Source organism: Pseudomonas schmalbachii (genome assembly GCF_017589465.1).
In the GTDB taxonomy this organism is placed as follows: Bacteria; Pseudomonadota; Gammaproteobacteria; order Pseudomonadales; family Pseudomonadaceae; genus Pseudomonas; species Pseudomonas schmalbachii.
Map to the genome: position 1 here is coordinate 157,849 of NZ_JAELYA010000006.1, position 21,620 is coordinate 179,468.

At 65.2% G+C, this 21,620-nt stretch carries 13 protein-coding genes; 7 read left to right on the forward strand and 6 right to left on the reverse strand.

What is annotated here, in order from left to right; translation table 11 throughout:
• Nucleotides 1-15 precede the first annotated feature (15 nt).
• The gene (locus tag JFY56_RS16305) at nt 16-1,059 is read left to right on the forward strand and encodes a cytochrome-c peroxidase (RefSeq protein WP_208314890.1); all 1,044 of its coding nucleotides are present in this window, start codon (nt 16-18) and stop codon (nt 1,057-1,059) included.
• Nucleotides 1,060-1,119: 60 nt separating this feature from the next.
• On the opposite strand, the gene gdhA is transcribed toward JFY56_RS16305, so the two are convergent.
• Together gdhA and ettA are read right to left on the reverse strand one after the other, a co-directional pair.
• Nucleotides 1,120-2,457 (reverse strand): NADP-specific glutamate dehydrogenase, encoded by a 1,338-nt coding sequence (gene gdhA, locus JFY56_RS16310; protein WP_208314891.1) that lies wholly within the window; start codon nt 2,455-2,457, stop codon nt 1,120-1,122.
• Nucleotides 2,458-2,685: 228 nt separating this feature from the next.
• The gene (ettA, locus tag JFY56_RS16315; RefSeq protein WP_208314892.1) at nt 2,686-4,350 is read right to left on the reverse strand and encodes an energy-dependent translational throttle protein EttA; all 1,665 of its coding nucleotides are present in this window, start codon (nt 4,348-4,350) and stop codon (nt 2,686-2,688) included.
• Between the two features lie 299 nt (nt 4,351-4,649).
• On the opposite strand from ettA, the gene JFY56_RS16320 reads away from it, so the two are divergent.
• Together JFY56_RS16320 and glyA are read left to right on the forward strand one after the other, a co-directional pair.
• Entirely contained in the window at nt 4,650-8,531 is a 3,882-nt protein-coding gene (locus JFY56_RS16320) for a sensor domain-containing protein (protein WP_456239178.1), read from the forward strand.
• Between the two features lie 239 nt (nt 8,532-8,770).
• Entirely contained in the window at nt 8,771-10,024 is a 1,254-nt protein-coding gene (glyA, locus tag JFY56_RS16325; RefSeq protein ID WP_208314893.1) for a serine hydroxymethyltransferase, read from the forward strand.
• A gap of 59 nt (nt 10,025-10,083) precedes the next feature.
• On the opposite strand, the gene JFY56_RS16330 is transcribed toward glyA, so the two are convergent.
• Together JFY56_RS16330 and JFY56_RS16335 are read right to left on the reverse strand one after the other, a co-directional pair.
• Entirely contained in the window at nt 10,084-11,805 is a 1,722-nt protein-coding gene (locus tag JFY56_RS16330; protein ID WP_208314894.1) for a J domain-containing protein, read from the reverse strand.
• Nucleotides 11,806-11,817: 12 nt separating this feature from the next.
• Nucleotides 11,818-13,521 (reverse strand): molecular chaperone HscC, encoded by a 1,704-nt coding sequence (locus JFY56_RS16335; RefSeq protein WP_208314895.1) that lies wholly within the window; start codon nt 13,519-13,521, stop codon nt 11,818-11,820.
• A gap of 310 nt (nt 13,522-13,831) precedes the next feature.
• On the opposite strand from JFY56_RS16335, the gene JFY56_RS16340 reads away from it, so the two are divergent.
• Nucleotides 13,832-15,127: an NCS2 family permease gene (locus JFY56_RS16340; protein ID WP_208314896.1), complete on the forward strand. Its 1,296-nt coding sequence runs from the start codon at nt 13,832-13,834 to the stop codon at nt 15,125-15,127.
• A gap of 188 nt (nt 15,128-15,315) precedes the next feature.
• Nucleotides 15,316-16,401 (forward strand): tRNA (uridine(54)-C5)-methyltransferase TrmA, encoded by a 1,086-nt coding sequence (trmA, locus tag JFY56_RS16345; protein WP_208314897.1) that lies wholly within the window; start codon nt 15,316-15,318, stop codon nt 16,399-16,401.
• A gap of 221 nt (nt 16,402-16,622) precedes the next feature.
• Here the strand turns inward: trmA and JFY56_RS16350 are convergent, their stop codons facing one another.
• Together JFY56_RS16350 and norR are read right to left on the reverse strand one after the other, a co-directional pair.
• Nucleotides 16,623-16,907, reverse strand: a complete 285-nt coding sequence (locus JFY56_RS16350) for a DUF1883 domain-containing protein (protein WP_208314898.1) — start codon at nt 16,905-16,907, stop codon at nt 16,623-16,625.
• A gap of 41 nt (nt 16,908-16,948) precedes the next feature.
• A complete protein-coding gene (gene norR, locus JFY56_RS16355; RefSeq protein ID WP_208314899.1) occupies nt 16,949-18,469 on the reverse strand; it encodes a nitric oxide reductase transcriptional regulator NorR in 1,521 nt (506 codons plus the stop codon).
• Between the two features lie 154 nt (nt 18,470-18,623).
• Here norR and ytfE point away from each other — a divergent pair, with 154 nt between their 5' ends.
• Both ytfE and JFY56_RS16365 read left to right on the forward strand, forming a co-directional pair.
• The gene (ytfE, locus tag JFY56_RS16360; protein WP_208314900.1) at nt 18,624-19,310 is read left to right on the forward strand and encodes an iron-sulfur cluster repair protein YtfE; all 687 of its coding nucleotides are present in this window, start codon (nt 18,624-18,626) and stop codon (nt 19,308-19,310) included.
• Nucleotides 19,303-21,582: a nitric-oxide reductase large subunit gene (locus JFY56_RS16365; RefSeq protein ID WP_208314903.1), complete on the forward strand. Its 2,280-nt coding sequence runs from the start codon at nt 19,303-19,305 to the stop codon at nt 21,580-21,582. Before ytfE ends, JFY56_RS16365 begins: the two co-directional genes overlap by 8 nt.
• Nucleotides 21,583-21,620: the final 38 nt, after the last annotated feature.

Here is a 21,620-nt window from a genome sequence, read left to right on the forward strand (position 1 = left end):
ACAAGGAGAAATGCCATGCATCCCACACACCTGCTGCCGCTCGGCGGCCTGCTGCTTTTCGGCTGCATATCCCAGGTCCACGCCGACGCTTTGCGCGACCAGGCGAACACGATGTTCAAGCCGATCCCCGACAATGTCACTGAAGTCCGCGGCCACCCCATCAGCGCCGAGCAGCAGGAGCTCGGCAAGCAACTGTTCTTCGATCCGCGCCTGTCGCTCAGCCACATCATCAGTTGCAACAGCTGCCACAACCTCGGCACCGGCGGCGCCGACAACATTCCCACTTCCATCGGCCACGGCTGGCAGAAAGGCCCGCGAAACTCGCCGACGGTGCTCAACTCGGTGTTCAACGTCGCGCAATTCTGGGACGGCCGCGCCGAGGACCTGCAGGCCCAGGCCAAGGGGCCGGTGCAGGCCAGCGTGGAGATGAGCAACACGCCGGACCGGGTGGTCAAGACACTGAACAGCATCCCCGAATACGTCGAGTCGTTCCGCAAGGCCTTCCCCAAGGCGGACAAGGACAAGGCGGTCAGCTTCGACAACATGGCCCTGGCGCTGGAAGCCTTCGAGGTCACCCTGACCACGCCGGACGCGCCTTTCGACCGCTATCTCAAGGGCGACGACAACGCCCTCACGGCGGAACAGAAGAAAGGCCTCGAACTGTTCATCAGCAGCGGCTGCGCCGCCTGCCACAACGGGGTGAACGTCGGCGGCCAGGCCTACTTCCCCTTCGGCCTGATGCAGAAGCCCGGCGCCGACGTACTGCCCAAGGGCGACAAGGGCCGCTTCGCGGTGACCAAGACGGTGAGCGACGAGTACGTGTTCCGCGCCGCGCCGTTGCGCAACGTGGCGCTGACCGCGCCCTACTTCCACAGCGGCCAGGTGTGGGACCTGAAGGAGGCCGTGGCGATCATGGGCACCAGCCAGCTCGGCAAGGAGCTCAACGAACAGGAGGTGGCGAGCATTACCGACTTCCTGCACACCCTGACCGGCAGGCAGCCGAAGGTGGAACTGCCGATCCTGCCGCCGAGTTCGGACAAGACGCCGCTGCCGGAATGAATCCGCAGCAATGAAAAAGGGCCGCATCGCGGCCCTTTCTCGTTCAGCGGCTGGGCTGGATCAGACCACGCCCTGGGCCAGCATGGCGTCGGCGACTTTCACGAAGCCGGCGATGTTGGCGCCCTTGACGTAGTTGATGCGGCCGTTTTCCTCGCCGTAGTGCACGCAGGCATGGTGGATGTTCTGCATGATGCTGTGCAGACGCTGGTCCACTTCGCCGGCGGTCCAGTGCAGGCGCATGGCGTTCTGGCTCATTTCCAGGCCGCTGGTGGCCACGCCGCCGGCGTTGGACGCCTTGCCCGGCGCGTAGTAGATGCCCGCTTCGATGAACAGGTCCACGGCTTCCAGGGTCGACGGCATGTTGGCGCCTTCGGCGACGCAGATGCAGCCGTTCTTCAGCAGGGTGCGGGCGTCTTCGGCGTCCAGTTCGTTCTGCGTGGCGCACGGCAGGGCGATGTCGCACGGCAGGTGCCACGGACGCTGGCCGGTGCGGAATTCCAGGCCGAAGTGGGCGGCCATCTCGCTGATGCGGCCGCGACGAACGTTCTTCAGGTCCATCAGGTAGTCCCACTGCTCGACGGTCAGGCCGGCTTCGGCATACAGGGTGCCTTCCGAGTCGGACATCGAGATCACCTTGCCGCCCAGCTCCATGACCTTCTGCGCGGCGTACTGCGCGACGTTGCCGGAACCGGAGATGGTCACGCGCTTGCCGTCGAAGTCCTGGCCGCTGCGCTTGAGCATTTCCTGGGCAAAGTACACGCAGCCGTAGCCGGTGGCTTCCGGACGGATCAGGCTGCCGCCGTAGGTCAGGCCCTTGCCGGTGAGCACCGAGGTGAACTCGTTGGCCAGGCGCTTGTACTGGCCGAACAGGTAGCCGATCTCGCGACCGCCGACGCCGATGTCACCGGCCGGCACGTCCAGGTCGGCGCCCACGTGGCGGTACAGCTCGCTCATGAACGACTGGCAGAAGCGCATCACTTCGGCGTCGCTCTTGCCCTTCGGATCGAAGTCCGACCCGCCCTTGCCGCCGCCCATGGGCAGCGAGGTCAGCGAGTTCTTGAACACCTGCTCGAAGGCGAGGAACTTCAGTACGCCGAGGTTCACCGACGGGTGGAAGCGCAGGCCGCCCTTGTACGGGCCGATGGCGCTGCTCATTTGTACGCGGAAGCCACGGTTGACGTGCACCCGGCCCTTGTCGTCGACCCACGGTACGCGGAACAGGATGGCGCGTTCGGGTTCGACGATACGGTCGATGAGGCCGGCTTCGAGGTAGCGCGGGTTGGCCTCCAGGAACGGCCACAGACTGCGCAGTACCTCTTCCACTGCTTGATGGAACTCGGGCTGATCGGGGTCGCGCCGCTTCAGACCTTCGAGGAAGGAGTCAACTGATTGGATCATGTCTTCACCGGTACTTTCTGATTTTAAGTAATGCTTTTGGGCCGGAGACTTTACCAATCGGAAATGCACCTAGATAGTGCGACCTGTCGTTTTGATGAAAGTTTTTGGTGCAAAAATGTAAATTCGCACCGATCTGGTGGGAATCTCCCGTTAACGAACGCCCCAATCCGATGCACCGGACACAATGAAAAACGGGGCCCGCAGGCCCCGTTTCTCGTCGTTCGGCAGTTACGCCAGCTTCTTGTAGCGCACGCGGTGCGGCTGGGAAGCTGCGTCACCCAGGCGTTTCTTGCGGTCCGCCTCGAACTCGGTGTAGTTGCCTTCGAAGAAGGTCACCTGGCCATCGTCCTCGTAGGAGAGGATGTGGGTGGCGATCCGGTCGAGGAACCAGCGATCGTGGGAAATCACGATGGCGGCGCCGGGGAAGTCCAGCAGCGCTTCTTCAAGGGCGCGCAGAGTTTCCACGTCGAGGTCGTTGGACGGTTCGTCGAGCAGCAGCACGTTGGCGCCCTGCTTCAGGGTCAGCGCCAGGTGCAGGCGGCCGCGCTCACCGCCGGAGAGGTCCTTGACGAACTTCTGCTGGTCGCCGCCCTTGAAGTTGAAGCGGCCGACGTAGCCACGCGACGGCACCTCGTAGTTGCCGACCTTGATCATGTCGAAGCCGTCGGAAACCTGCTCCCACACGGTCTTGTTGCCTTCCAGGCTGTCGCGGCTCTGGTCGACGCTGCCGATCTGCACGGTATCGCCGATCTCGATGGTGCCGGAGTCCGGTTGTTCCTTGCCGGTGATCATGCGGAACAGGGTCGATTTACCGGCGCCGTTACCGCCGATCACGCCGACGATGGCGCCCTTCGGCACGCTGAACGACAGGTTGTCGATCAGTACGCGGTCGCCGTAGCCCTTGCAGACGTTGTTGAACTCGATGACCTTGTCGCCCAGGCGCGGACCGGCCGGGATGTAGATCTCGTTGGTTTCGCTGCGCTTCTGGAATTCCTGCGATTGCAGTTCCTCGAAGCGTTGCAGGCGGGCCTTGGACTTGGCCTGGCGGCCCTTGGCGCCCTGGCGGACCCACTCCAGCTCGGCCTTCATGGCCTTGGCATGGGAGGCTTCCTGCTTGGCTTCCTGGGCCAGGCGGCTGGCCTTGGATTCCAGCCAGCCGGAGTAGTTGCCTTCGAACGGGATGCCCTGGCCGCGGTCGAGTTCGAGAATCCAGCCGGCGACGTTGTCGAGGAAGTAGCGGTCGTGGGTGATCGCCACCACGGTGCCCGGGAAGTCGTGGAGGAAGTGTTCCAGCCAGGCGACGGAGTCGGCATCCAGGTGGTTGGTCGGTTCGTCCAGCAGCAGCATGTCCGGCGCGGACAGCAGCAGGCGGCACAGCGCCACGCGGCGCTTCTCGCCACCGGAGAGGTGTTCGATCTTCGCGTCCCACGGCGGCAGGCGCAGCGCGTCGGCGGCAACTTCCAGCTGGCGCTCCAGGTTGTGGCCGTCGGAAGCCTGGAGGATGGCTTCCAGCTTGGCCTGTTCGGCGGCCAGCGCGTCGAAGTCGGCATCCGGCTCGGCGTAGGCGGCATAGACCTCGTCCAGGCGGGCCTGGGCCTGTTTGATCTGGCCGACGGCTTCTTCGACGATATCGCGAACGGTAGCCTGCGGGTCGAGCTTCGGTTCCTGCGGCAGGTAGCCTACGTTGATGCCCGGCATCGGGCGGGCTTCGCCCTCGATCTCGGTGTCGACGCCGGCCATGATGCGCAGCAGGGTGGATTTACCCGCGCCGTTCAGGCCGAGCACGCCGATCTTCGCGCCAGGGAAGAACGACAGGGAAATGTTCTTGAGGATTTCACGCTTGGGCGGAACGATCTTGCCGACCCGGTGCATGGTATAGACGTATTGAGCCATGGATACCTGACTTCTGGGATGAAAAGTGACTTGAAAGACGCCGGGCTGCTGCCGGGAGACTCGCGGCATTCCGGCCGAGGCGGCGGAGGCGGTCGATTGCCCTGGCGGTGGGCACGATCGGCCTGCTGGAGCCCGTCGTGAAAGCAAGGCGTGGCAGTACATCCACGCGCGTGCGGCAAAGCTACCGGAATGGGGGCGGAAGGGCAAACCACGCTCGTCGATCTACTGGCACTTAGCCGCGCTTCCGGGCATCCTAATCGTAGGAAAACTCTCACCCTTCGCTTCCAGGCAGCCCGCCCTTGTCCGAACACACGCGCCACTCACCGGCCCATCCGGCCACCAAAGGCAGGCTGGCCCACAAGAGCACCATCTGGGTACTCATCCTGCTGGTGGGCGGACTGTTGTTCTGGCATTTGCAGGATGAGTTCCGCACCCAGGAGCGCATCGAGCGCGAGCGCACCACCCTGCACGCCAGGCAGTTGGCGCAGCACCTGTCGCTGTCCCTGAAACTCAAGGCCCAGGCCGCGCAGGCGCTGGTCGAGCAGCACGACCTCCACGCCGCCGGCATGGATGGGCAACCTACGGATCTGCGCGGCAGCCTGCAGAGCATCTACCCCGCCCTGCACAGCCTGTCCCGGCTGGACAGCAACGGCCAGCGCCTGCCGGACGGCGACACCGCCATCCGCGACCAGGAGTTCATCGACGGCATGCTGCGGCGCACGGCCGGCCAGCCCTATCGCTACGCCTTCAGCGAGGACGGCGGCGGGCTGTTCTACCTCCTGCTGCACCGGCCTGACGGCAACGGCGATGTCGTCCTGCGCTTATCCGGGGCGGCCGTACGCGCGAACTGGGAAAGAACATTGAGTTCCGGTTCCACCACGAACTGGCTGCTGGAAGATCGGGAGCGCAACAAGGTGCTCACGCGCGCCAGCGGCGCCGCCAACGCCCCGCTCAGCGCCGCGACCCCGCGCGAACAGGCGCTGGGCCTGACCGGCCTGCCCATCGAAAACTCCGACTGGCAACTGCTCCCGCTGTTCGACAATGGCCGGCTGTACCTCGCCATACTGCCGCGCCTGGCCGGCGAGCTGCTGCTCTACATGCTCGCCGGCGGCATCGCCTGCGTTGCGCTCTTCCGCCTGCAACGGCTGCGCGAGCTGAGCCACTCCTCCAGCGCCGAGGCGCAGAGCCGGCGGCTTGCCGAACAGGCCCGCCGACGCTATCGGGAAACCTTCGAGGACGCCGGCATCGCACTCTGCGTCGTCGACCTCGCCGACCTGCGGGAAAGCCTGCAGGAACAGGGCCTGCATACCGCCGACGACCTGCAGCCCTGGCTGGCCGCGAAAGCGGAACGGCAGGAGTGGTTGCTGCGCAAGATCCGCGTCGTCGAAATCAACAGCGTCGCCCGCCAGCTGCTTGGCGTCACCTCGGCCGAACAGGCCTGGCAGCAACTGATCGGCGGCCCCGGCATGCGTCCCGGCGGCGTACGCGCCAAGGTCATCGCCGCCGTGCTGGACGGTCAGGGAACAGTCGCCACGGAAACCATGATCCGCACGCCGCAGGGCGAGAGGCGCCATGTCTGGGTGCAACTGCGCATCCCGGACAGCCGCGAGGAACTCTCCTCGGTCACCCTCAGCCTCTCCGACATCACCCAGCGCAAGCAGATGGAGCTTTCCCTGCTGGAGCGCGAACGCTTCTGGTCGGAAGTGGTGCAGGCGGTGCCGGACACCCTCTACATCCAGGACCTGGTCAGCCAGAAGGTGCTGTTCAGCAATCACAGCCTGGGCGGCAAGCTCGGCTACAGCAGCGCCGAAATCCAGCAGATGGGCGAGCAGTACTGGAAAAAGCTGATCCACCCCGACGAGCGGGAATACTGGTGGCGCCTCGGCAACCTGCGCCAGGTGATGGGCGACAACCTGCTGCTGGAAAGCCAGACCCGCTGGCGCCACCGCGACGGCAGCTGGCGCTGGCTGGACTTCCGCGAGCAGGCATTCGGCCGCGATGCCGACGGGCGTGTGGCCCGGGTGCTGGTGACCGTCAAGGACATCACCGAAACCGTCGAAGGACACGAATCGCTGCACGAGAGCAACCGCCGCTACCGGCTGCTGGCGGAAAGCATCAGCGACGTGATCTTCTCCACCGACGGTCGGCTGAACCTCAACTACATCAGCCCGTCGCTGCAACAGAACCTCGGCTACAGCCCGGAATGGGCGCTGCAGCACGGTTTCCAGCATATCGTCACCAACCCGGAACAGCTCGACCGCCTGTATGCGCTGCTCAGCCAGGCCCGCGCCACCATCGGCAACCCGCAGCTCGCCGCCGAGCTGCGCGAGTCGGGCGATCCGCACCTGTTCCACATCGACTGCCTGCGCGCCGACGGGCGCAAGGTCCCGCTGGAGCTGCGCATCGCCCTGATGTGGGATGAGCTGGGGCGCTTCGAAGGGCTGCTCGGCGTGGCCCGCGACATCAGCCAGCAACGCCGTGCGGAGCGCGAGATGCGCATGTCCGCCACGGTCTTCGAACATTCCTCGGCGGCGATCATGGTCACCGACCCGGCCGGCTACATCGTCCAGGTCAACAGCTCGTTCACCCGCCTGACCGGTTACTCCGCCGGCGAAGTGCTCGACCAGCAGACGCGCATGCTCACCGCCGATACCCAGAGCGGCAACCAGTTCCAGCACATCCTCGACAGCCTGCAGGACAGCGGCACCTGGGAAGGCGAGATCCTCCTCAAGCGCCGCGGCGGCGGGCTCTATCCGTCCTGGGTCGGCATCACCGCGGTGTACGACGAGGAAGGCGACCTGGTCAGCTTCGTCTGCTTCTTCAGCGACATCAGCGAGCGTAAGGCCAGCGAACGGCGCATCCACCGCCTGGCCTACTACGACGCCCTCACCCACCTGCCCAACCGCACGCTGTTCCAGGACCGCCTGCACACCGCCCTGCAGCATGCCGAACGGCACGGTCAGTGGGTGGTGCTGATGTTCCTAGACCTCGACCGCTTCAAGCCGATCAACGACTCCCTCGGCCACGCCGCCGGCGACCGCATGCTCAAGGAAGTGGCCGAGCGCCTGAGCCAGTGCGTGAGCGACGACGACACCGTGGCGCGCATGGGCGGCGACGAGTTCACCCTGCTGCTGACCGGCCAGGGCAGCCGCGAACAGGCGCTGAACCGGGCGATCCAGGTCGCCGAGAAAATCCTCGCCGGCCTCACCCGGCCGTTCGCCCTGGAGGGCCGCGAGTTCTTCGTCACCGCGAGCATCGGCATCGCTCTGTCGCCGCAGGACGGCGCCGAGCTGAACAAGCTGATGAAGAACGCCGACACGGCGATGTACCACGCCAAGGAAATGGGCAAGAACAACTACCAGTTCTACCAGGCCGAGATGAACGCCCGCGCGCTGGAACGCCTGGAGCTGGAAAGCGACCTGCGCCGCGCCATCGAGCAGAACGAATTCGTCCTGCACTACCAGCCGCAGTTCACCGGCGACGGCCGCCGCCTGACCGGCGCCGAGGCCCTGCTGCGCTGGCAGCACCCGCGCCGCGGGCTGATCACCCCCTCCGAGTTCGTTCCGGTGCTGGAAGAGCTCGGCCTGATCACCCAGGTCGGCGACTGGCTGCTCGGCGAGGCCTGCCGTCAGCTCAAGGTCTGGCACCGGGAAAAAGTGCGGGTGCCGAAGATCTCGGTGAACCTCTCCGCCCGCCAGTTCGCCGACGGCCAGCTGGGCACGCGGATCGCGCGAATCCTGGAAGAAACCGGCACGCCGCCGGCCTGCCTGGAGCTCGAACTGACCGAAAGCATCCTGATGAGCGACGTGTCCCAGGCGATGCATACCCTGTCCCGCCTCAAGCACCTCGGCCTGGCGGTGGCGGTGGACGACTTCGGCACCGGCTATTCCTCGCTCAACTACCTCAAGCAGTTCCCCATCGACGTACTGAAGATTGACCGCACCTTCGTCGACGGCCTGCCCCACGGCGAACAGGACGCCCAGATCGCCCGCGCCATCATCGCCATGGCCCACAGCCTGAGCCTGATGGTGATCGCCGAGGGCGTGGAGAGCCAGGAACAGCTCGACTTCCTCCGCGAACACGGCTGCGACGAGGTACAGGGCTTCCTCTTCGGCCGGCCGATGCCGGCGGAACAGTTCGCCACGCTGTTCGCCAACCATGCGTTGCTGATGCTGGAGTGAGTCCCCCTGCAGGAGCCAGCTTGCTGGCGATCAAGGCGTCAGCCGGCCCTGCTATATCCGCTGGAAAGTGAGGATCGCCAGCAAGCTGGCTCCTACGGGACTCCACAAGTCCATGGACGCTTTCCACCGGCCTCGTGAGCGCCACTTATCCGCCACGTGACTGGCTTTCATATGCCATCAACCCCCGCATGGGTTAGAATGCGCGCCTTTTCCCAGCACCCGATCCTTAGAGGACCGCCATGTTCAGCCGTGATTTGACCCTCGCCCGCTACGATGCAGAACTCTTCGCCGCGATGGAGCAGGAAGCCCTGCGCCAGGAAGAGCACATCGAGCTGATCGCCTCCGAGAACTACACCAGCCCGGCGGTGATGGAAGCCCAGGGTTCGGTGCTGACCAACAAGTACGCCGAAGGTTATCCGGGCAAGCGCTACTACGGTGGTTGCGAGTACGTCGACATCGTCGAGCAGCTGGCCATCGACCGCGCCAAGCAGCTGTTCGGCGCCGACTACGCCAACGTCCAGCCGCACGCCGGCTCCCAGGCCAACTCCGCCGTCTATCTGGCCCTGCTGAATGCCGGTGACACCATCCTCGGCATGAGCCTGGCCCACGGCGGCCACCTGACCCACGGTGCCGCCGTCAGCTCCTCCGGCAAGCTGTACCATGCCGTGCAGTACGGCATCGACGACAACGGCCTGATCGACTACGACGAAGTCGAGCGCCTGGCTGTCGAGCACAAGCCGAAGATGATCGTCGCCGGCTTCTCCGCCTACTCCCAGGTCCTGGACTTCGCCCGCTTCCGCGCCATCGCCGACAAGGTCGGTGCCTACCTGTTCGTCGACATGGCCCACGTGGCCGGCCTGGTCGCCGCTGGCGTCTACCCGAACCCGGTTCCGTTCGCCGACGTGGTCACCACCACCACCCACAAGACCCTGCGCGGCCCGCGCGGCGGCCTGATCCTCGCTCGCAAGAACGAAGAGATCGAGAAGAAGCTGAACTCCGCCGTCTTCCCGGGCGCCCAGGGCGGCCCGCTGGAGCACGTGATCGCCGCCAAGGCCGTGTGCTTCAAGGAAGCCCTGCAGCCCGAGTTCAAGGAATATCAGCAGCAGGTCCTGAAGAACGCCCAGACCATGGCCGGCGTATTCATCGAGCGCGGCTTCGACGTGGTTTCCGGCGGTACCCAGAACCACCTGTTCCTGCTCAGCCTGATCAAGCAGGACATCACCGGTAAGGACGCCGACGCCGCCCTCGGCCGCGCCTTCATCACCGTGAACAAGAACTCGGTTCCGAACGACCCGCGCTCCCCGTTCGTCACCTCCGGCCTGCGCATCGGCACCCCGGCCGTCACCACCCGCGGCTTCAAGGAAGCCGAGTGCCGCGAACTGGCCGGCTGGATCTGCGACATCCTGACCAACATGGGCGACGAGTCCGTGGTGGACAGCGTGCGCGAGAAGGTCAAGGCCATCTGCGCCAAGTTCCCGGTGTACGGCAAGTAAGTCGGACCCACGAACCGCGATATGAAGAAGCCCGGTAGATACCGGGCTTTTTCATGGGTTCAGTTTTTTGACCCTTGCGTCTGTCGCTCCACCTCCCGCATGAAGCAGACGAACTCCTTGCTGTTCTTCCCATCTCGGCAGAACTGCTCCACTTCCTCGGCGCTCGGCTGGCGCGAGACGGCGGAGTCCAGACGCTTGTAGACGAAGCCGCCGATCGCGAGAACAGCGACCAGCAACAGCGCAATGATCCCCATGGCGCGCTGGCGACGAACCATCAGATTCTCCAGCACCAGGCGAGCTCGCTCGAGCAGACTCGCCCGGCGAGTGAGTGCCAAAACCAGCGCGGCCAGCAGTGCGAGCATGGGCACCCAATACAAGGGTACCCCTTGCCCCAGGCCAATCAGCCCCACTATCGCAATGGCCACTACATAGCTGACCATCCCCAGCCACAGTGGTCGAATGCCGGCGCCATATTCGTGCCAACTGGTTGGCAACCGGCGGCTCAAACGGTAGTCGAGCCGGTTAAACCAGTTGCCGGTCAAGGCTTGGCCCCAGTCGATGATCCTGTTGATTCCGCCCGCCACGATAGCCGATGACATGGGAATGAAGATGAACAACAGGCCCATGTCCGCCTTGGGCTTGACCAGCTCCCGGGGAATGGCAGACAGGTACAGGAACACCATGAAAACAGTCCATAGCAGCGGCATCCGCCCCACTGCCGGCCCGCTTTTGGCCAGGTCGCCCCAGAACGCCTCATCCAGTGGCGCCCCCGGCAAACGTTCCAGCAGATGCGGATATCGGTAGATCAGAATCTCGGCGATTTCCTGGCTGCGCTGTCTGTCCTCGTCTGCGAAGTCCCGACTGAAGCGACGCCGCTGGAAGCGGTCGAACGGCGCCACGATCAGCCGCGCCGCCCGGCACTCGGGCGTTAGCTCCCAGCGCTGCGCGTCGCTGGAAATCCTCGAATAGAAGCGTTCCGCATCCCAACGCAGCAGCAATGCCTGCCATTGATGATCAGGACAATTCGCCTCGCGCAATCCCTCGTGCCATCCAAGCACCGCAGCAACCGAGTCCAGCGTCTCGCCGGACCAGCTCGGCATCTCCAGCAGCATCGAAACCAGCGAGGTTTCCAGTAGCGTGCGGCCATCGTAGCTCTGCAGCCAGGGTTGCCTGAGCAAAGTGTTCAGACCGTCGACAAGCGCCTCCGGTTCGCCTCGATTGTGCAGCGCGCGCAAGTTGAACAGGCGGCCGTTCAGTATCCGTTCATACAACGGCAGCAGTTCAATCCCTTTCAGACCAGACGACTCGCGCACTTCCAGCCAGCCATATTCAGCGCAGGCCGCGTCACGCAGGTTGGTCCCCCACTCTTCGTTCAAACAAAGGCGCAACACGCCGCGCTCGAACTCCACTGCCAACCCGGCCTCTTCCGCCTTCAGTCGACGCTCGGCGAGCAGCGACGGGCGCAAATCCGCCAGCAACTCAACCAGTGGGTGCGGTCCGTGACAGACCTCCGCCTGCGCAACGGCCGACTCCACCACCGACCGCACGGCCACCGCCAGATCGCCCGCCTCCACGGCTTCGATCAGGGTTTCGTTCGCTTCCGCTCCCGCATCGGCCCGCCATTGCACCCAACGTAGAGCCTGTTCGTAGGCTTCCCGAAGCGCCTGGAAGGCGGCGGGGTCTTCATCGGGCCGCGTGGACTTCAGCAGGCGTGCATAGTGGCGCTTGATGGCGCGTTCATCGGCCTCTTCCTCGAGACCGAGGATTTCCCAGCAGCTCATAGGCACTTCCTTTTATTGCCAGGGTGAGCGTTCCAGCTCGTCGAGTCGGTGTGCAATGGATTCACGCATCTGCGCGATGCACTCCACGTCCTGGGAAGCCAGTGCCTGCTGGAAACTGCCGGCCATGTTGCCGAGCATCTCCCGCACCTCGCCCAGGTGTTCCTGGTAGAGCCGCTCCAAACGCGCCACCAGGGTGGTATTGACCATCTGGTCCCGTGGATGGACCTTCAGTTGCGCGAGGGCCGCCAGACGCTGACGCACTTCCTGCGGTGCCAGTACGCCCGGATTATTCTCGATCACAAGGTGATGCATCTCGCCGCTGGCCGGAACCTTCACCTCCGCCTCGAGGATACCGTTGTTGTCATAGGTGAAGCGCACATCCAGCTCCACCTCGCCAGCCGGCCGAGCCGGCACAGGGATGCTCAGTTCACCCAGTGCGATGTTGTCCTTCACCAGGCGGCTCTCTCCTTGGAACACTTTCACCAGTACGTGAGTCTGGTTGTCGTGCAACGTCTGGATAGTCTTCACCCGGCTGACCGGCACCACGCAATTGCGCTCGATGATCGGCAGGTAATGGCCACTCTCCAACACCCGTCCGAACTGCTCGACAGTCTCGATGCCCAGGGTGTAAGGGCAGACATCGGTGAGAACCACCTCTTCCAATGCCGCCGCACGCTGCTTGAGCGCCGCCTGGACAGCCGCACCAAGGGCCACCACTTCATCGGGATTGATATGCATGGCAGGGAAACGGCCGAACAGGGTGGTGGCCAGTTTCCGGATCAGGGGCATCCGCGTCGTACCACCCACCAGCAGGACTTCATTGAGGTCAGCAACGCGAATGCGCGCATCGCGCAGCGCCCGTTCGACAGGCCCGCGCAACCGTTCCAGCAGTGAGGCAGAAACATGCTGCAGGTCGTCCTGGCTGATCGCCAGTTCCCACTGGCGGCCGCCCTGGGCCAGAGAAAAAGTGGCGGTGGGTTGCTGCCCGAGAGCGTGGCGCACACGCTCCGCTTCGCAGCGCAAGCGGTTGCGCATGCCGGGAACATTGACATCGGGGAAGTGCTTGTCCTGGCGCTGGCTGGATACAAAATGCTGGATCAGAGCGGTGTCGAAGTCCTCGCCGCCCAGGAAGTTGTCACCGGCACTGGCGCGAACCTCCATCACACCCTCGAAGAGCTCCAGGATGGAGACATCGAAAGTGCCGCCTCCCAGGTCGAAGACCAGGAAGGAAGTCTCCTTGTCCTTCTGGTGAACACCGTAGGCCAGTGCCGCCGCCGTGGGTTCGTTGACCAGCTTCTCGACCTTCAGCCCTGCCAGTTCGCCGGCGATGCGCGTGGCCTTGCGCTGTGCATCGCTGAAGTAGGCAGGCACGCTGATCACGGCTTCCTCCACTGGCTCGCCGAAAGCGCGCTCGACATCCTCCTTGAGGCTGCGCAGAACCAGCGCCGAGAGTTCCTCAGGGCGGAACTTGCGCTTACCCAGGGCGATTTCCTGGGCGCTGCCCATGTGGCGCTTGAACAGGGCGGCGGTGAGCTGAGGGTGGGTCTGCAGGCGCTCGCGGGCGGCCTGGCCCACCAGCACCTGGCCCTGGTCATCCAGGCCGACCACGCTGGGCGTGAGGACGCTGCCCAGGACGTTGGGCACCAGTTGCGGAGCCTCGTCGCGCCACACCGCGACGAGGCTGTTGGTGGTACCCAGATCAATGCCGACTATCATGCTGGCGCTCTCCTTGCTGAAGGATCGCCTGGCGGCGCCTGGCGATCTATCTCCCAATCGAAACAACCATTAGAGCCAGTGGAGACTGGCGGGTAAAGACCTGCCTCCGCCTCTCAGCCGACTACACGACGCCAGTCAATCAAGGGAGTAAAACCCCATGCTACCCGTCCGGTCAGAAATTCTCCGCGCCGGGGCAAGCTGGTATCATTCGCGGCTTTTTCCTGCCCCCGAGCAGGCGCGGCCATCCGGCATGTGCTTTGCTTTTCGGCGGAACGACAAACGGCGCACGAGGCGCCTTGGGGAGCCAGTCATGCTGGAAAAGCTGTTCCAACTGCAAGCGCACAACACCAACGTGCGCACGGAGATCCTGGCGGGGGTCACCACCTTCCTGACCATGGCCTACATCCTGTTCGTCAACCCGAGCATCCTCGGCGCGACCGGCATGGACAAGGGCGCGGTGTTCGTCGCCACCTGCCTGGCCGCGGCCATCGGCTCGGTGGTCATGGGCCTGATCGCCAACTACCCGATCGCCCTGGCGCCCGGCATGGGCCTGAACGCCTTCTTCACCTACACCGTGGTCCTGCACATGGGCCACACCTGGCAGGTGGCGCTGGGTGCGGTGTTCCTCTCGGCGTGCATGTTCTTCCTGATCTCGATCTTCCGCATCCGCGAATGGATCATCAACAGCATTCCCCTGGAGCTGCGCTCGGCGATCGCTGCCGGCATCGGTCTGTTCCTCGCGCTGATCGCGCTGAAGGAAGCCAACATCGTCATCGCCAACCAGGCGACCCTGGTCGGCCTCGGCGACCTGACCAAGCCGGAACCGATCCTCGCCATCCTCGGCTTCTTCCTGATCGTCGGCCTGGAAGCGCGTCGCGTCACCGGCGCGGTGATGATCGGCATCCTCGCCATCACCTTCGCCGCCATCGGCCTGGGCATCACCCAGTTCGGCGGCGTGATGTCCGTCCCGCCGTCGCTGGCGCCGACCTTCCTCCAGCTGGACATCAAGGGCGCGCTGGATATCGGCCTGTTCAGCGTGATCTTCGCCTTCCTCTTCGTCGACCTGTTCGACAACTCCGGTACCCTGATCGGCGTGGCCAAGCGCGCCGGGCTGATGGGCAAGGACGGGCACATGCCGAAGATGGGTCGCGCGCTGATCGCCGACAGTACTGCGGCGATGTTCGGCTCGCTGCTCGGCACGTCTACCACCACCAGCTACATCGAATCGGCAGCGGGCGTCAGCGCCGGCGGCCGTACTGGCCTGACCGCCGTGGTGGTCGCCGTGCTGTTCCTGCTGGCGCTGTTCTTCGCCCCGCTGGCGGGCAACGTGCCGGCCTTCGCCACCGCTCCGGCGCTGTTCTTCGTCGCCGTGCTGATGGCCTCGGGCCTCGCCGAAATCGACTGGGACGACCTCACCGTCGCCGCGCCGGTCGTCGTTACCGCGCTGGCCATGCCGCTGACCTTCTCCATCGCCAACGGCATCGCCTTCGGCTTCATCGCCTGGACCGCCGCCAAGCTGCTGGCCGGCCGCTGGCGCGACCTGAACCCGGCGCTGGTGATCCTGTCCGTCCTGTTCGTCATCAAGCTGGGCTGGTTCAACGCCTGATTCCGCCGTCGACACTGCATGGGTATCGCTTCGCTCAACCCATCCTACGACTGGTTCAACGCCTGACCGACGAACTGTAGGTTGCGGCTGAGCCTGCGAAGCCCAACATTGCGTCATGCGTGTTGGGCTTCATTTCGTTCAGCACCAACCTACGGCTCCCTACTGCCTTCGACCGAGTTATCCGCCCCATGAGTAGTCCGCGTTTCGATCCCGCCCAATACGACGCCCAACTGCAGGACAAGGCCGAGCGCCTGCGCGCGCTGCTGGCGCCGTTCGATGCCCCCGAGCCGGAAGTCTTCGATTCGCCGCGCGAACACTACCGCCTGCGTGCCGAGTTCCGCCTGTGGCGCGAGGGCGAGGCGCGCCACTACGCGATGTTCGAGCAGGGCGACAAGCACACGCCGATCCTGCTCGACGACTTCCCCATCGCCAGCCAGCGCATCAACGAGCTGATGCCGCGCCTGAAGGCCGCCTGGGCCGATCCGGCGCTGGGGCACAAGCTGTTCCAGGTGGAGTTCCTCACCACCCTGGCCGGCGACGCGCTGATCACCCTCTGCTATCACCGTCCGCTGGACGATGCCTGGAAAGTCGTGGCGGAGAAGGTCGCGGCGGAGCTGGGCGTGAGCCTGGTCGGGCGTTCGCGCGGCAAGCGCATCGTCATCGGGCGCGACTATGTGAGCGAAGAACTGGTGGTGGCCGGTCGCAGCTTCCGCTATCGCCAGCCGGAAGGCGCCTTCACCCAGCCCAACGGCGCGGTGTGCCAGAAGATGCTCGCCTGGGCCTACGAATCGCTGGGCCAGCGCGACGACGACCTGCTGGAGCTGTATTGCGGCAACGGCAACTTCACCCTGCCGCTGGCCACCCGCGTGCACAAGGCGCTGGCCACCGAGATCAGCAAGACCTCGGTGAACGCCGCTCTGGCTAACCTGGCCGACAACGCCGTGGATAACGTCACCCTGGTGCGTCTCTCCGCCGAGGAGCTGACCCAGGCGCTCAACGAGGTGCGGCCGTTCCGCCGCCTGGCCGGCATCGACCTGAAGAGCTACCAGTTCGGCAGCGTGTTCGTCGACCCGCCGCGCGCCGGCATGGACCCGGACACCTGCGAGCTGACCCGCCGCTTCGACCGCATCCTCTATATCTCCTGCAACCCGGAAACCCTGGCGCAGAACATCGCCCAGCTGCACGACACCCACAAGGTCACCCGCAGCGCGCTGTTCGACCAGTTCCCCTACACCCACCACATGGAAGCGGGCGTGCTGCTGGAGCGGCGCTGAGGTATTCACGGCGGTTGGTGTAGACCGTAGGGTGGAAAACGACGAAGCGGATGGCCGCCCCGCCTTTCCACCATCGAGCGCGGTGCGACGGGGCGGTGGACAAGCTTCGCGTTGTCCACCCTACAAAACGCACCCGTGTTGCCTGTAGGAGCGAGCTCTGCTCGCGAAGTTTTTGAGTTGCCGGCGTTCGCGAGCAGAGCTCGCTCCTACAAAGGCTCGCGCTAGCGGCGGACGATCTTGATCGAGTGGGTCAGGTTGGGCTTGCGGGTGACGCTGATCGCACGGCGGGTCACGGTGTCGATGGTGATGTTCCAGAAACCGGTGCTGGGCGCCACGATCTTCGCCGGGAAGCGGTCGAAGGCGCCGCCGTGGTAGGAGTGGCGGCCGCCGTTCTTGAAGCTGCGGAAGTTGGCGTCGTTCATCAGGCGGATGTTGCACATGCGCGAGCACTCGATGATCACGAGGTCGCCTTCGTTCAGATGTTCGCGCTGGTGTATGAATTTCATCGCCTGCTCCCGCTAAATCAATAAGATAGCACGCCGCCGCGCTACTTCATGCGCAGCCGTCGGGCCAGCTTGTGCAGGTTGCTCGGGTCCAGGTCGAGCAGCCGCGCCGCATTGGCCCAGTTGTTCCCGGTCGCCGCCAGTGCCTGCTGGATGGCCTGCCGCTGGCAGTCGTCGACGCTGTCGCGCAAGGGCCGCAGGCCGACCGCCGGCATCTGCTCCGCCGACTCGCTATCGCGTGACTGGGCGGGCGCGCTGTCCAGATCGAGCAGTTCGGGCTCCAGGGTGAGGATTTCGGTGCGATTGGCGCCGCGGCTGAGCAGCTTCAGGGCCGCCCGGCTGATCACATGCTCCAGTTCGCGCACGTTACCCGGCCAGGAATAGGCCAGCAGCGCGCGCTCCGCCGCCGGAGACAGGCGCACGCTGCGCAGCCCGAGGCGGGCGCGGTTGAGTTCGAGGAAGTGCCCGGCCAGCAGCAGCACGTCGTTGTCGCGCTCGCGCAGCGGCGGGATCGGCACCGGGTAGACGGACAGGCGGTGATAGAGGTCGGCGCGGAAATGTCCGTCGCGGATGCCATCGGGCAGGTTGCGGTTGGTCGCGGCGATGATGCGCACGTCGACGTGACGCGGCTTGTCCTCGCCCAGGCGCTGGATCTCGCCGTTCTGCAGGGTGCGCAGCAGCTTGGCCTGCAGGCTCAGCGGCAGCTCGCCGACCTCGTCGAGGAACAGCGTGCCGCCGTTGGCCGCTTCGAAGCGTCCGCGACGGTCGGCGGTGGCGCCGGAGAAGGCGCCTTTCACGTGGCCGAACAGCTCGCTTTCCGCCAGCGATTCCGGCAGCGCGGCGCAGTTGACCTGCACCAGCGGCTTGTTGCGCCGCCGCGAATGCGCGTGCAGGCGGCGCGCGAACAGCTCCTTGCCCACGCCGGTCTCGCCGAGCAGCAGCACCGGCAGCTCCGAGTCGGCGACGATATCCAGCTCGCCGAGCAACTGGCGGATCACCTGGCTGTGGCCGAGGATGTCGCTGTCCTCCTCGGCCAGGTTGATGCCCTGCACGTCGCTGCGCGCCTGGCGCAGTCCACGGTTCTCCTGCTCCAGGCGGGTCATCCGCACCGCCGCCTCGACCAGCAGGGCGAAGCTCTGCAGCTCGCGCCGCGCCGCCTCGTCGAAGGTGCCGGCGTGCATGGCGTCGAGGGTCAGCGCGCCCCACAGCTGGCCTTCCACATAGAGGCTGATGCCCATGCAGTCGTGTACCGGCAGCGGCTCGCCGGCGTGATCCTCCAGCAATCCGTCGTAGGGGTCGGGCAGGCGGCTGTCCGGCTCGAACCAGGTGGGCTCGCGCGCCGCCATGATCGCCGCCAGCCGCGGATGCTGGGCGACCAGGAAGCGCCGGCCGAGAGCCTCGTGCACCAGCCCGGCAGCGGCCACCGGGCGCAGGGAATCGTCTTCCAGCCGCAGCAGCCCTACCGCGCCGCAATGGAAGTGTTCACGCAGGGCCTGCACCAGGCGCTGCAGGCGGACGGCGCTGGGCAGTTCCGCGCCCAGGTCGGCAAGAGAGAAGGCATACATATGGTCGAATCCACCCTTAACGGTAATTAGAACCCTATTCCTGCAGGGTAAAAAATACAATATAAAATATAAAATCCTTTATTTTCATATAGATACGAATGGCATAGGCGCTGCAAAGGTTCCTACAACCAACACCCCATACAAGGAACCTGCCATGAGCCTGACGTATCTCGATCGATCCCTGGGCGATCTCGCCTGTTCGATTCCGGGCGCGACCCGGATCTTCCATGGATACAAGCTCGACTTCTGCTGCGGCGGACAGAAGAGCCTGCGCGAAGCTGCGGCGCGCAAGGGCATCGACGCCGAGGCGGTCGCCGCCCAACTGGCCGCGCTGCAGGAAAACGGCAGCGACGCGCAGGACTGGCGCGCCGTGCCGGACGAGAAGCTCATCGCACACATCCTCGAGCGCTACCACGAGCGCCATCGCGACCAGTTGCCGGAGCTGATCCGCCTCGCCGCCCGCGTCGAGCACGTGCATGGCGATCGCAGCGACTGCCCGAACGGCCTCGCGGAGCACCTGCGGACCATGCAGCAGGAACTGGAAAGCCACATGCAGAAGGAGGAGCAGGTGCTCTTCCCGATGCTGCTCAACGGCTTCGGCCCCCGCGCCGGCGGGCCGATCTCGGTGATGCGCTTCGAGCACGACCAGCACGGCGACGCGCTGGAGCACCTGCTCGAACTGACCAACCAGATCACCCCGCCGCCCGGCGCCTGCAACACCTGGCAGGCGCTCTACCGCGGGCTGGACGAGCTGCGCAACGACCTGATGCAGCACATCCACCTGGAAAACAACATCCTCTTCGTACAGGCACTGAACCCGCAGGAGTCCAGCCATGGGTGAGTACCGCAAATACTGGTGGACCCTGATCGTGGTCCTCGGCATCACCTTCACCGTGCTCGGCTGGTTCGGCCGCGAGGTCTACCGTCAGGCGCCCCCGATCCCGCAACAGGTGCTCGACGCCAGCGGCCAGGTGCTGTTCACCGAGAGCGACATCCTCGACGGCCAGCAGGCCTGGCAGAGCGTCGGCGGCATGCAGCTAGGCTCGATCTGGGGCCACGGTGCCTACCAGGCGCCGGACTGGAGCGCCGACTGGCTGCACCGCGAGCTGACCGCCTGGCTCGATCTGGCCGCCCGCGAGGAATACGGCCCGCACTATGCCGAACTGGATGAAGCGACCCAGGCGCAGCTGCGCTTCCAGCTGAAGAAGGAGTATCGCGGCAACCAGGTGGACGACCAGAGCCGGCTCAAGCTCTCGGCCCGCCGCGTCGAAGCCATGCAGCAGACCGCCGCCTACTACGACAAGCTGTTCAGTGCCGCGCCGGAACTGCAGTCCAGCCGCGAAAGCTTCGCCATGAAGGAGGACACCCTGCCCGACCCGCAGCACCGGGTGCAGCTCGGCCAGTTCTTCTTCTGGACCGCCTGGGTCGCCGCCACCGAACGTCCTGGCAGCGACGCGACCTACACCAACAACTGGCCGCACGAGCCGCTGATCGGCAACCAGCCCACCGCGGAGAACATCCTCTGGTCCATCGCCAGCGTGGTCTTGCTGATCGCCGGCATCGGCTTCCTGGTCTGGGCCTGGGCCTTCCTGCGCAAGCACGACGAGGAGGAGCCGGCAGCGCCGGCCCACGATCCGCTGACCCTGGTCGCTCTGACGCCGTCGCAGAAGGCGCTCGGCAAGTACCTGTTCCTGGTCGTCGCGCTGTTCAGCTTCCAGGTCATGCTCGGCGGCTTCACCGCGCACTACACGGTGGAAGGCCAGAAGTTCTACGGCGTCGACCTGTCGCAGTGGTTCCCCTACGCCCTCGTGCGTACCTGGCACCTGCAGAGCGCGCTGTTCTGGATCGCCACCGGCTTCCTCGCCGCCGGCCTGTTCCTCGCGCCGCTGATCAACGGCGGCAAGGACCCGAAATACCAGAAACTCGGCGTCGACATCCTGTTCTGGGCGCTGGTCGTGGTGGTGGTCGGCTCGTTCACCGGCAACTACCTGGCGATCGCCCAGGTGATGCCGCCGGAGCTGAACTTCTGGCTCGGCCACCAGGGCTACGAGTACGTCGACCTCGGCCGCCTGTGGCAGATCGGCAAGTTCCTCGGCGTGGCCTTCTGGCTGGTACTGATGCTGCGCGGCGTGGTTCCCGCCCTGCGCAAGCCGGGCGACAAGAACCTGCTGGCGCTGCTCACCGCCTCGGTGGTGGCTATCGGCCTGTTCTACGGCGCCGGCCTGTTCTACGGCGCGCGCACGCACCTGTCGGTGATGGAGTACTGGCGCTGGTGGGTGGTGCACCTGTGGGTGGAAGGCTTCTTCGAAGTGTTCGCCACCACCGCGCTGGCCTTCATCTTCGTCACCATGGGGCTGGTCGGGAAACGCACCGCGTCCGCCGCATCGCTGGCTTCGGCCTCGCTGTTCATGCTCGGCGGCGTGCCGGGAACCTTCCACCACCTGTACTTCGCCGGCACCACCACGCCGGTGATGGCGGTGGGCGCCACCTTCAGTGCGCTGGAAGTGGTGCCGCTGATCGTGCTCGGCTACGAGGCCTGGGAAAACTGGCGTCTGAAGCAGCGCGCTCCGTGGATGGAACAGGTCAAGTGGCCGCTGATGTGCTTCGTCGCCGTGGCCTTCTGGAACATGTTCGGCGCCGGGGTGTTCGGCTTCATGATCAACCCGCCGGTGTCGCTGTACTACGTGCAGGGCCTGAACACCACGGCGGTGCATGCCCACGCGGCACTGTTCGGCGTCTACGGCTTCCTCGCCCTCGGCTTCACCCTGCTGGTGCTGCGCTACGTGCGGCCTGACGCGGCGTTCAGCGATCGGCTGATGCGCATTGGCTTCTGGGGCCTGAACGCCGGCCTGGTGCTGATGATCGCCACCAGCCTGCTGCCGATCGGCATCCTGCAGTTCCACGCCAGCGTCAGCGAAGGCATGTGGTATGCCCGCAGCGAAGCCTTCATGCAGCAGGACCTGCTGGAAACCCTGCGCTGGGTGCGTACCTTCGGCGACGTGGTATTCATCGGCGCCGCCCTGGCGATCGCCACGCAGGTGGTGAAGAACCTCTGGCAACCGCGCGAAACGGTTGGAGAACTGGTGGAGGTGCGCGTCCGCAGCGAACGCTGATCCCTGAAATGACGAAGCCGCGGCGTCCTGATGGACGC